Consider the following 11,934-nt stretch of genomic DNA (forward strand, 5'->3'; position numbering starts at 1 on the left):
TTCGACGTCGCGCCCACCGGGTGCTCACTGCGCGCCCAGCACCCCCTTGTCGATCCGCGGCGCCAGCACCCGCGCCAGGGTGTCCGTGATGTGCCCGGTGTCCCGGTAGAGCACCACGCCCTCCAGCACGGCCGGGCAGCTCGCCCCGCTGCCCGGGCAGAGCAGCGGCCCGAGGTCGAGGGTGCGGACGCCGTAGCGGGCCGCGAGGCCGCCGTCGAGCATCGGGTCGGGCTCGAAGGCCGTGTCGCGGGGGAAGAAGCAGGCGTCGGAGCGGCCGTCGGAGGCGGCCAGGCAGGTGGGGATGTCCTTGCCCGGCATCGGGGTGTCGCCGAGGTAGGCGAGCGGGGCACCGAGGGCGGTGAGGCGGTCGAGGGTGCGGGTCCAGCCCTCGGTGCGCTCCTCCTGGCTGCCGTAGCGGTTGAGGCCGGAGATCAGGACCAGCCGGGGCTTGGGCCCGGAGGTGAGCCGGGTGAGGGTGTTCTCGCGCCAGCGGTCGCACTCCTCGAAGGTGCGGCCGAGGACGTTGTTACGCACGGTCAGGGTGGCCAGCGGGCAGCCGGGCTTGACCAGCACTTCCAGGGCCCAGTGCCGCTGCTCGGCAAGGGCGAGCCCGGCGGAGATCCACTGCCCGGCGTGCGAGTCGCCGAGCAGCACGATCCGGTCGGGGCTGTCCTGGTTGCCGAAGAGGCAGCGGGGGCTGCTGTCGGCGTTGAGCGGGATCTCGCAGCCCTTGCCGGGCGGGAAGTCCTCCCGGGCGCGGGCGAGCGAGGGGGTGAGGCCGAGCACCCGCGCGCCGGGCGCGAGCAGCGCGGGGCCGTCGACGGCCCCGGCGGGGGCGACGGTCCGGGCGTCCGCAGTGCCGCCGAGCGCGCGGACGGTGCCGCCGCCGAGGGTGAGTGCGGCGATCAGCGGGATGACGAGCGCGCTGGCGCCGACGGCCAGGCCGCGCCGGGGTGCCGGGCTGCTGCCATACCGCAGGGGCTGCTCGACGAGCCGCAGGGTGAGCCAGGCGGGCAGCGCGCTGGCGGCGGTCAGGGCGAGCAGCACCGGCCAGGCCAGCTGGCCGTACCGGGCCTGGGCGATGGTCAGCACCGGCCAGTGCCACAGGTACCAGGCGTACGAGAGGCGCCCGGCGGCGCGCAGCGGGCGGCCGGCGAGGACGCCGCCGAGGATCCGGTCGGCGGGGGCGGCGAGCAGCAGGGCCGCGGTGCCGAGGACGGGCAGCAGGGCGGCCGCACCGGGGAAGGGGGTGGTGCGGTCGTACCGGAGGACCGAGCCGAGCACGGCCGCCAGGCCCGCCCAGCCGAGCAGCCGCAGCACCCAGGTCGTGGCCCGTCCGGAGCCGCGCCCGGCGACGGGGGCGGGAACGCGGTCACGGGCGCCAGAACGGGCAGCGGTACGGGCAGCGGTACGGGCAGCGAGGGCGCTGCCCAGCAGAGCGGCGCAGGCCCCGGCGGCGAACTCCCAGAGCCGGCTGCCGGTGGAGAAGTAGGCGAGCGGCGCCGAGGTCGCCGTCCAGCGCAGGCAGAGCGCCAGCGAGGCCCCGCCGACGGCCAGGGTGGCGAGGGTGATCGCCAGGGTCCGGCGGCGCCCGTGCAGGTAGCGGGCGAGGCCGAGCAGCAGGACACCCCAGAGCAGGTAGAACTGGTTCTCCACGCCGAGGGACCAGAAGTGCTGGAGCGGGCTGGGGTCGTGCTCGGCGGCGAGGTAGTCGGTCTGTTGGCCGACGAAGCGCCAGTTGGCGAACTGGCCGGCGGCGGCGATCAGGTCGTGGGCGAGGTCGGTGCCGCGCAGCGGGTCGAGCAGGGCGCCGCCGGCGGCGGCGGTGGCGACCAGGACGGTGGCGGCGGCGGGCAGGATGCGGCGGGCGCGACGGGCGGCGAAGTCCCACAGGCCGATCGGACGGCCGGTGAGCAGACCGGTGATCAGGAAGCCGGAGATGACGAAGAAGACGTCGACGCCGACGAAGCCGCCGGTCGGGCCGGGGACGGCCGCGTGGTAGGCGAGGACGGAGAGCACGGCGATGCCGCGCAGTCCCTCGATGTCGGGACGGAAGGCGGCGCGGCGGCGGGGCTCGCCCGTCGACGCGACGGTGCCGGAGGCGGAGGAGGTGCCCGAGACGGAGGTCGAGGTGGTTCCGGCGGCAGCGGCCTGCCGGTCCACCCGGACGACTCCGGGCAGCAGTTCTTCGGAGGACGGGGACGACGTCGGTGGTGGTACGGCCGTTGACACGGCGGTGCTCCTTGCTGGGCTGGCGGCGATGGTCGGGCCCGCCGGGCCGATGGGGCGGCCGGGCGGCGGGGGTCCGCGCCGGTGGGGCGACGCGCAAGGAAACGCAGCGGGGAGGAACGAGCGGTTCAACAGGTCAACAGGTCAACAGGTCAACCGACCGTCCGGTCGGCCGACCAGCCGCTCAGAGGATCAGCGGGTCGGCCCAGCCGGAGGCGAGCAGCCCGCAGAGCAGCAGCACGGCGGTGACGGCGACGGCTTCCGCCCGGCCGAAGCCGAGGTCGGGTCCGAGCCCGGTGCGGCGCCGCGCCGGTGCGGCGACCTCTCCGACGGCGGCGCCCTTGCCACCGTCCGCGGCCCGCGCGGCCCGCGCGGCCCGCGCGGCCCGGCCCGTGCCGAGCAGCGGCCACAGCGACCTGATCAGCGGGATCATGGTGTACGCGGTGAGCCCGAGCAGCGCGGCGAGCGCCCAGAAGGGTCGCCAGCCGTACTCCAGCCCGGCGCGCACCAGGCCGGCCGTGCCCGCGAGGACGACGAGGCCGAGCCAGCCGACGCCGAGTCGGGCGACGCCGCGGGCCAGGGCGGTCCCGCCGGAGACGGCTCCGGTGGGCACCCAGTCGGCGGAGCGGCGGCGCAGCGCGTGCGCGATGGCGACCACGTGGCAGAGCCCGCCCAGGAGTTGGACCCGGGTGACCTCGAAGCGCCAGCGGGTGCGGGACATCGCGGGCAGCAGCACCAGGGCGACCCAGATCGGCGGCAGGAAGGGCAGGACCTGCCAGGGCTGGATCTCCTCGGGCGCGAAGAACAGCATGATCAGCGCGGGCAGCGGCACGGCGAACACGTTCACCGCGCTGGTGACGTAGCCGAGGATGCCGTTCCAGAAGCACAGCCGGGCCGACCGGGGCAGCGGGCCGCCGCGGAAGTCCGGGTCGCGGACGAGGGCGAGCGAGCCGAGGCACCAGCGGTACTGCTGGCTGATGAAGGCGGGCAGGCCGGTGGGCGACATGCCCTTGGCGACCAGCGCGGGGACGTACCGGGTGCTCCAGCCGGCCCGGGCGAGGGCGAGGCCGGTGTAGAGGTCCTCGCTGTGGTCGATCTCGGCGAAGCCGCCGATCCGTTGCAGGGCGGCGCGTCGGTAGAGCGCGTTGGTGCCGCAGCAGACGGTGCCGTCCTGGGCGTCCCGGGAGGGCTGGATCCAGCGGTAGAAGATCTCCTGGGTCGCCCCGGCGGCGCGTTCGAGCCAGGACATGTCGGCGTCCGTGTCGAAGCACTGCGGGCTCTGCACGATGCCGACCTCGGGGTTGTCGAGGTAGGGCACCAGGTGGTGCAGGAAGTCGGGGCGGGGGCAGAAGTCGGCGTCGAGGACGGCGATGATCTCGCCGGTGCCCTCGGCCAGGCCGTGGTTGAGGTTGCCGGCCTTCTTGAAGCGGCCGCGGTCGGGGCGGGCGCGGTACTGGAAGCCGTAGGAGCGGGCGAGTTCGCGCACCTCGGGGCGGTCGGCGTCGTCGAGGACCAGGACGGTCAGCTCGCCGGGCCACTGGACGGCGGCGGTGTGCCGGTAGGCGTTGTCGAGGACGGCGAGCGGTTCGCCGGCGGTCGGCAGCAGCAGGTCCACGCTCGGGTGGCGGGCGGGGCTCCAGGCGCGCAGCAGCAGGTCGTGCGAGTCGCGGGTGAAGCGGCGGGCCCGCTGGCCGTCGGTGAGCGAGAGCAGCCAGGTGGCGGCGTTGAGCACGGTGAGCACCAGGAACGGCCAGAGCAGCGGCTTGCTGAGGGCGAACAGGCCGAGGGTGGCGGTGGCTCCCGCGTAGGAGAGGGTGGCGCAGAGCAGCACCCAGCGGCGCTGCGGGCCGAAGTACCAGTAGAGCTCCTGGTCGTCGGGCGGGCTGGGGAGTCGTAGGTCGGGGTCCGCGGGCGTCCGGCGCGGACCGGTGTCGGGCGCGGACATGGCGGTGCCATGGAGTACGGGCATGCGGAAATGGCCCCCCTGGGCATCGGACGGAACTTCGCCGTACGTCCTCAGCCTCTCACATTGGTCTGGACCAATCATGAACGAGGTGTGACATCTCCGCATCGCCCCTGTTCAGCGACTTGACGTCACGTCAGTAGGAGGGCAGACCGTCAAACGATCAACGAATCCGCCCCTCGCCCCGACCCTCCCCACACCCACCCCGCTCCCCGCTCCCCGCTCCCACCCCGGCACCCCCGCGCCCCTACAGCTCCTTGACCAGCTGCTCGAACCGGAGGTCCGGACGGCGCGGGACACCGAAGCGCTCGTCGCCGTACGGGAACGGGCTGTACACACCGGTCCGGCGGAAACCGCGGCGCTCGTACCAGGCGATCAGCTCCGCGCGCTGCTCGATGACCGTCATCTCCATCGCGCCGACCCCCCACTCCTCGCCGGCCAGCCGCTCCGCCTCGGCGAGCACCAGCCGCCCGATTCCGCCGCCCTGGAGGCCGGGGCGCACCGAGAACATGCCGAAGTACGCCCGCTCGCCCCGCCGTTCCAACTGGCAGCAGGCCAGCAGCTCGCCGTCGCGCTCGGCCAGCAGCACCAGCCCCTCGCTGTGGCCGACGGCCTCCGCCACCCCCTCGGCGTCGGTGCGCTGCCCGCCCAGCAGGTCCGCCTCGGTGGTCCAGCCGGCCTTGCTGGCCTCCCCCCGGTAGGCGGACTCGACCAGCTCGACCAGCGCCGGGACGTCGGCGAGGGTCGCGGGGCGGAAGATCGGTTCACCGGGGGTCCTGGCGGCGGTCTCGGGCATGGCGCTACCTCGTTCTCGGGACGGTCGGCATTCCGGTGAATGTCGACTTTTATGCATCGTGCCACATCGCCGCCTCGACCCGGGCGTGCGGGCCGACCCCGCCACGGCACGGCTGCCGTCCGGAACTGCAACGGCGGCGCGACCCGCAGAAACGGACACCGCCTCAACTGATCCGCCCCTGGGAAGCCAGGCCCGTCCGACCTCGCGGAAAGATCAGGCAAAGCTCCGTCGAACAAACGGAGTTGACGCTTCGTCCGTTGTTCACCGCGGTCGCTCTACTCGCATAGATCCATCGATGATGTCATGACGGCATCGCTCGGCGATCCGGACCGAGCCAGCATCAGGGAGCCCTTGCCCATGCCTCACCCCCAGCGTCTCGCCGCCTCGGCGGCCGCCCTCGCGCTCGCCGTCGCCGCGCTCGCGGCCGGCGGCACCGCCCACGCCGCCCCGGCCACCCGCACGGCCACCCGCACCGCCCTCGCCGCGACGTGTTCGCAGGCGTACCTCCCGCTGCCCGACCCGTCCTGCACCCCGGGCGCCACCAACCCGGACGTCAGCCAGGACACCATCGACGACACCATCTGCGTCCCCGGCTACAGCAAGTCGATCCGCCCGCCCACGAGTTACACCAACCGCTTGAAGGTCCAGCAGATCGGCGAGTACGGCTACGAGGACACCGACACCGCGGACTACGAGGAGGACCACCACATCCCGCTCTCCCTCGGCGGCCACCCGACCGACCCCCACAACCTCTGGCCCCAACCGCGCTACGGCACCGGCCCCGACGGCCTTACCGCCGCCGACAAGGACAAGGTCGAGTACAAGCTCTACCGCGCGGTCTGCAACCACCAGGTGAACCTGGACCCCGCCCAGCACGCCATCGCCACCGACTGGACCACCGCCCTCGCGGTACTCGGCCTCGACTGAGCCAGGTCATGGGCCGGAGCGGGGCCGCTACCCCGTTCCACCCCGCGCGCGGCCCCATGGGACGCGCCCCTGGGCGAGCCTTGACAGGGCCGGTCGCACGCCCTGAGACTCGTCGCACCCGAAGTGTTCCGGCCACGCGGCACCCGAAGACGTGCGAACGACCGGCAGTCCCCCTGCTCGCGTCCACTGCCGGGGCCGGCGCCGCCGAGCGGGTCAGTGGCTCCATGTTCCATGGAATCAGGGTGATGAACCATGATCGAAATCCCGGCTTCCGGTGCGTACTCCGCGCCCGGAGCGGTGCGTCCGCCGTCGATTCGATGGCCCGGTTCGGTCCGTCGGCCCGGCACGAGGGAGTTCGAACGGTCCGCAACGGACTGGCTGTTCGACCTGGCCCCGGCACGCTGGCGACACGAGCAGGTGTTCCACCGCAATCCGCTGCACCTGGCCCACCTGGTCCGGCTCCACCTGGATGCCGAGATCCTCGCCGTGCAGGCGGGCTTGCGGGCGCTGCGAGCGGCCCTGCTCGGCGCGCCGCGGCGCGCCGACGACACGGAGACCATCGAGGCCTACCTCCGCGAGCAGACCTGGGCGAAGGCCGTCCGCGAACAGGTCGGGCTGGTCGAGGACGCACTCCACCGAGCGCACCGGCGGTAAGCCGCGCAGCGCACCGTGCACGTCCTGTGACGGACCGGAGCCGCCGCCGGTGAGCCCGTCACCGGCGCCGCCCGACCGACCCGGCCCGCACTCACCGAATCCTCAGCTGCTCCCAGCCAGGCTGTCCCATGCACCGACGGTGGACGCAGGACGGAGCAGAGCCATGCAGGAGTCCATACGGAACGACCGGAAGGCCCGCCTTCCGAGCGCTCGGCCCGGGACGGCCTCCCTGGTCCGGGCGGTACGGAAGCGCTGCACCTTCGCCCTGGTCGCCGCCCGGCGGCAGGTCGTCCGGCGCCTGCACCGGCTGCCGGCGCGGGCCGGATCGCTCCTCCGGCGGGCCTGCTTGGTGGCGGTCGTGCTGGCGGTGCTCCTGGCAGCGGAGGCCGCGCTCAGGACGACGGCGAGCCCGAGCGCGGCTTTCCCGAAGACGGTCTGTCGGCAGGCCGCGGCGACCGGGCAGCACCGGATCGCCGCTCGCCACTGCCGGGGCAACTCGGCCCGCTTCGTGGCAGGGATCAAGTCGGCGACCGGAGGCCGTACCGACGCTCATCGAATCCTCAGGTTCCTGCTGCGATGATCCTCGACGTCGGCGGCGATGCCTTCCCGGTTCACGCGGAGGGGGAGGCAGCCGTGGACAACGCCGGTCCGTTGCCGTAGCGGCGGCCGCGGACCGGCGACTGGCTGTGCACCTCCCAGGTGTCGAATCCCCCCGGGCACGGGGAGGTGCACGGCCCTCCTCGGCACAGATCGGGACGCCCCTCGGCACAGATCGGGACGCCCGACTCCCCGGAACCCCGTCGAGCAGTGAGGAAGCACTCAGATCACCGGCCTCCATCGCACCGCCTCGCGGAAGCGCCCGACCCCGGCACGTCCACCCGCGCGGCGCGCGTCCGTCGAAGCCGCGCCGACCCGCATCGGGAGCTCAGCCGCCCGCCTGCCCGCGACTCCGTCATCGGACGTCATTATTCTGGCCGATATGCGAGTACTGGTGGTCGAGGACGACGAGGACCTGCGGTTCGCCGTAGCGGCCGCGCTGCGCGGCAACGGCCTGGCGGTCGATGAGGCCGCCGACCTTCCCGAGGCCGACGAGGCGTTGTTCGTCACCGCCTACGACTGCGTCGTGTTCGACCGGATGCTGCCTGCCGGTGATTCGGCGGACTACGTGCGCCGAATAAGGTCCGAAGGCCAGACCCTGCCGGTGCTCTTCCTCACCGCGCGTGACACCGTCACCGACCGGGTCGAGGGCTTCGCCACCGGCGGCGACGACTACCTGGTGAAACCCTTCGCCGTGCCGGAACTGGTGGCCCGGGTCCGTAACCTGTGCCGGCGCACCGCCGTCACCCGCCCGCCGGTGGTCCGCTGCGGCGGCCTGGAGATCGACACGGCCGGCCGCACGGTGCACCGCGACGGCGTCCTCCTGGCCCTCACGATCAAGGAGTTCGCCCTTCTGGAGACCCTCGCCACCCGGCCCGGCGAGGCGGTCCGCCGCACCGAACTCATCGAACGCTGCTGGGACGAACTGACCGAGCCCAACTCGAACGTGGTCGAGGTCCTGGTCTCCCAGCTCCGCCGCAAGCTGGGAGACCCGCCGCTGATCCACACCGTGCGCGGGGTCGGCTACCGCCTGGAGTCGCAGGCGTGAGCCGTCCGGCCCTGGCCGACCGCATCCGTCGCCCGCGCCGCCGCCGGACCCCGCCGACGCCGAAGGGCCGGATCCGGCGGCTGCGGCGCCGCATCGCCCTGCTCTTCGGCCTGGTCAGCGCGCTCGGCCTGGTCGGCATGGCGATCATCGCCGTGCAGGGGGACGACAGGTCCTGGCGCGCCCAGGTCGACACCGAGCTCAGGCTCCGGACCAGTGAGATCGGCGCGAATCTGCACTACGACGAGAACGGCGAGCTCACCTACCCCGACCCGAAGGAGGGCGACTACGACTGCCCCCCGGTGACCCTGTTCAAGGAGTCCGGCGGTCAGGTCTCCCCGATCGCCGCTCCGCACCGGCCCTGCCTGGTCGTCCCGGCCGACGCCCTGCAGGCCGTCGCCGACGAGGCCGGACGCGAGCAGGACACCGCCGAGAGCACCACGACGACACCGGACGGCCACCGCCTCCGCCTGTACGCCCAGCCGTTCTCCGGTCCGGGCACGAATGACTCCGGGCCGGTGGCGGTCACCGCGGTCGACATCTCGGGCAACGTGGACGACCACCAACGGCTGGCCCTGCTCCTCACCATCGCCTGCGCGGTGCTGGCGGCCGCCTCGGCCGCGGCGGGCCGCTGGCTCGCCGGACGGGCCGTACGGCCGGCCCTGGCGGCACTCGACCAGCAGGAGGCGTTCTTCGCGGACGCCGCGCACGATCTGCGCACCCCTGTCGCCTCGTTGCGCGTACTCGCCGAGACGGGGCTGCGTGGGGAGGCCGACAGCACCGAGGTCATGCGGCGCACGCTGCGCCAGTCCACCCGGATGAGCGAGCTGGTCGACGACCTGCTCACCCGCGCCCGGTTGCGGGCCGGTGCCGTACAGCTGGACCGGGAGCCACTGCGGCTCGACCAGCTCGTCGACACCGTCGTCGCCGACACCCCGACGGACGGGCACCGGGTGACCGTCCGGACCGAGGCCGTGGTCGTGCTCGCCGACGCGGGACTGCTGCGCCGCGCCGTCGCCAACCTCCTGGGCAACGCGCTCACCCACGGCCACGCCCCGGGGCAGCCGGCCGACGTCGAGATCACCGTCGACTCGGACGGCACCGTCGCGGTGGACGACGCCGGTCCCGGCATACCACCCGAGCTGGCCGAATCCCTCTTCGAGCGGTTCCGCAGCGGAAAGGGCTCCAGCGGCCTCGGCCTGTCGATCGCCGCCTGGGTCGCCCACGCCCACGGGGGTTCGCTCACCGTCGCCACCAGCGACCGGGGCGGGACCAGGTTCCTCCTGCGGCTGCCCGTCCAGAAGCGCTGACGCGCCCGCCCCGCCCGTGACGGGCGCAGGCTCATCGCGGAGGTGCCCGATTCGGCCTCACCGGCACCCGACGTCAGATGTCGGCCTGTCGGCCGGTCCGGACACTCCCGACGTATACGCGTAGGTCGGAGCGCCCGGTCGGCACCTTCCACCGGTTCAGAGCGTCCGCTACGTGGTGCGGCCAGCCGACGTCGTCCTGGTCGGCGAGGAACCGCACGACCCGCTGCTGCACGTCGCTCAGATCTCCGAAGGACTGCGGCACTTCGGCGGGCTCGCCCGGGAAGACCAGCGTGAACAGCCCGTGTGCCGTGTAGTACCTGTCGGGGTGCCAGTCGACGCCCATGCAGTCGGCCAGGCCGACAAGCATGGCCTCGACCGCCCGGGGCGTCGTGGCCTCGGACGTCTCGGCCAGGGCCAGCACCGCGAGGCTTCGGTAGGAGCCGCTCAGGAAAGGCATGGTCTCGGTCCTCTCCGGCGGCCAGGCGATGACCCGGATCAGCACGTCGACGACGGCCGGGTCGGCGATGCCGAGCCGTGTCAGCGCGAAGGCGGAGGCCCAGCGCAGCTCGACGACAGGGCTGTCGAGGTAACTTTCGACGAAGGGGACGGCCGCCGGATCGCCGAGCAGCCCGAGGGCGACCAGGCCCGTCGCCGCGACGCCGGGCGAGGCCTCATCGGCGACGAGCGCCTTCAGCAACGGAATCGACGTCGAAGCGGACTCGGGGAACCACGCGAACAGGTTCGCCGTCTCGGCGCGCAGCTCAGGGCTGTCCGAGGTCAGCAGGACGGCGAGTGCGGGAAGTGCCTCCCGAACGGCGTTGTAGGAGGACACGATCGCTTCGGCGTCGATGAGCATCTGCTCGCAGCTCGCCTCGCGCCACTGGCGCTGCTCGTCGTCCGTGGCTTCGGCGATCCACCTGGCCCGGTCCTCGGCCTCACCTCGCACCGTTGCCAGATGGTCGCGGTCCTCCCGGGGGTCGTAGCCGTCCGGCAGGTGGTTGTTGTCCAACCCGATCGCGATGGCGACCAGCAGAGCAACGAACCGGTGCCTGTTGACCAGCCTCGGATCGAGCGCCATCCGCACGAGAAACGGAACGGTGTACACCGCAGCCTGCGATCGCGTGCCCTGGTGCACGATGTGGTTCGCGAGCTGCACACTCGGCGGGTAATCGCCCTCCCGGTCCCCCGCCTGCATCGCCCTGAGGTGTGCGGGAACGTCGTCGGCCCGGCCGTAGGAGTGCCGCAGTTCAGCCCAGGGCACATCGTCCAGGCCGGCAAGAGGGTCGCTGATCACAGCGACAGATCCTGGCACATCAGGGGTTCGACTTCGACTTCGAACCTGCCGCAGAGGCTGTCCCCCTCCTCAGCACCGTGATCCGTCCCCCCAAAGGCCTCTGCACCCAACCCCGTTCGCTTCCTGACCTGGCCGTCTGTTGCCCCGGACCTTCGGAAGCCGGCTCTCACCCGGGTGCGGCAGCCGCCAGCGCGTCGCGGGCTGCCGCCTGCCCGAGCGCCAGGGCGCCCAGGAACGGGGTGTTGAGGGGGAAGTCCGCCAGGACGAGGTCCGGCGGGTGGGGCACGGCGGCGGCGAGGGCCCTGCTCAGCGGCGGGTGCAGGACGTCCCAGGCCCGCGCCATGCTGCCGCCCACCGCGATCCGCTCCGGGTCGACCGCGATGGCCAGGTTCGTGAGGTGGAACGCCAGCTCGGCGGTGAACTCCGCCAGCAGACCGGCCAGTTGCGGGTGTCGGGCAGCATCCGCGAGGGCCTGGCCCGCGCTGTCCAGGCCCGGCAGCACCGTGAGGGCTTCTTTCAGGAGTGCCTTGCCGCTGACGGCCTCCTCCAGCAGGATCCGGTCCTCGGTCGGCTGCCCGACGTCGGCGATCCGGCGCAGGTTGCGGCCGATCCCGCCGGCGGTGCCGTTGCGGCCGAGGACGACCTCGCCACCGACCACGATGGCGACGGCCAGGCCGGTGCCCAGGTTCAGGTAGACCGCCGGGTCGGCGCCGGCCAGGGAACCGTACTCGGCCTCGACCCGGGCGGCGGCCATCACGTCGGTGGCGACCCGGACCCGGGCACCCCCGAACGCGGACGCGAGTTCATGGCGCACGGCCGGGCTGCTCCAGTCCTGATCGGTCGGCGGGGCGGCGCCCGCGCGTTCGCCCAGGGCGCCGAGCATCGAGACCCCGACGCCGACCGTCGCCCGGCCGGGCGCCACCCGCTCCAGGAGGACCCTCGTGGCACCCACGGCCCGGGCCAGGCAGCCTGCGGGGCTCGGCTCGGTGTGCGTCGGCACCACGTCCGACCCGAGCCGGACGCCGCCCGTGTCGGTCGCGGCGACGGCGATCCGGGTCCCGCTGATGTCGAAGCCCAGCACTACAGGCGATGGCACGCGCCGCTCCTTGCTCGTGGATG

Annotated in this window: 10 protein-coding genes; 5 read left to right on the forward strand and 5 right to left on the reverse strand. The window is 73.3% G+C overall.

What is annotated here, in order from left to right; genetic code table 11:
• Positions 1–24: 24 nt before the first annotated feature.
• The 3 genes from ACIQWA_RS02050 to ACIQWA_RS02060 all read right to left on the reverse strand — a co-directional run bounded on the left by ACIQWA_RS02050 (position 25) and on the right by ACIQWA_RS02060 (position 4,988).
• Entirely contained in the window at positions 25–2,232 is a 2,208-nt protein-coding gene (locus ACIQWA_RS02050) for an acyltransferase family protein (RefSeq protein WP_402476911.1), read from the reverse strand.
• A gap of 181 nt (positions 2,233–2,413) precedes the next feature.
• On the reverse strand, positions 2,414–4,198 hold the full coding sequence (locus tag ACIQWA_RS02055) for a glycosyltransferase family 2 protein (protein ID WP_402476914.1): 1,785 nt from the start codon (positions 4,196–4,198) through the stop codon (positions 2,414–2,416).
• Positions 4,199–4,439: 241 nt separating this feature from the next.
• Complete coding sequence (locus tag ACIQWA_RS02060; RefSeq protein ID WP_402476916.1) at positions 4,440–4,988, reverse strand: GNAT family N-acetyltransferase; 549 nt, start codon at positions 4,986–4,988, stop codon at positions 4,440–4,442.
• Between the two features lie 357 nt (positions 4,989–5,345).
• Between ACIQWA_RS02060 and ACIQWA_RS02065 the strand changes: the two genes are divergently transcribed.
• From ACIQWA_RS02065 to ACIQWA_RS02085, 5 genes are all read left to right on the forward strand, one after another.
• Positions 5,346–5,915 (forward strand): hypothetical protein, encoded by a 570-nt coding sequence (locus ACIQWA_RS02065; protein ID WP_402476918.1) that lies wholly within the window; start codon positions 5,346–5,348, stop codon positions 5,913–5,915.
• Between the two features lie 252 nt (positions 5,916–6,167).
• A complete protein-coding gene (locus ACIQWA_RS02070; RefSeq protein ID WP_402476921.1) occupies positions 6,168–6,569 on the forward strand; it encodes a hypothetical protein in 402 nt (133 codons plus the stop codon).
• Positions 6,570–6,732: 163 nt separating this feature from the next.
• Positions 6,733–7,149: a hypothetical protein gene (locus ACIQWA_RS02075; RefSeq protein ID WP_402476924.1), complete on the forward strand. Its 417-nt coding sequence runs from the start codon at positions 6,733–6,735 to the stop codon at positions 7,147–7,149.
• A 399-nt stretch (positions 7,150–7,548) separates the two neighbouring features.
• Positions 7,549–8,214: a response regulator transcription factor gene (locus ACIQWA_RS02080; RefSeq protein ID WP_402476926.1), complete on the forward strand. Its 666-nt coding sequence runs from the start codon at positions 7,549–7,551 to the stop codon at positions 8,212–8,214.
• Entirely contained in the window at positions 8,211–9,521 is a 1,311-nt protein-coding gene (locus tag ACIQWA_RS02085; protein WP_402476929.1) for a sensor histidine kinase, read from the forward strand. Before ACIQWA_RS02080 ends, ACIQWA_RS02085 begins: the two co-directional genes overlap by 4 nt.
• Before the next feature lie 73 nt (positions 9,522–9,594).
• Here ACIQWA_RS02085 and ACIQWA_RS02090 read toward each other — a convergent pair whose 3' ends face one another.
• Together ACIQWA_RS02090 and ACIQWA_RS02095 are read right to left on the reverse strand one after the other, a co-directional pair.
• Positions 9,595–10,815 carry a HEAT repeat domain-containing protein gene (locus ACIQWA_RS02090; protein WP_402476932.1) on the reverse strand — a complete coding sequence of 407 codons (1,221 nt, stop codon included), beginning with the start codon at positions 10,813–10,815 and terminating at the stop codon, positions 9,595–9,597.
• A gap of 166 nt (positions 10,816–10,981) precedes the next feature.
• Entirely contained in the window at positions 10,982–11,911 is a 930-nt protein-coding gene (locus ACIQWA_RS02095; protein ID WP_402476935.1) for an ROK family protein, read from the reverse strand.
• Positions 11,912–11,934 lie beyond the last annotated feature (23 nt).

Source organism: Kitasatospora sp. NPDC098652 (assembly GCF_044760155.1).
Taxonomy (GTDB): Bacteria; Actinomycetota; Actinomycetes; order Streptomycetales; family Streptomycetaceae; genus Kitasatospora.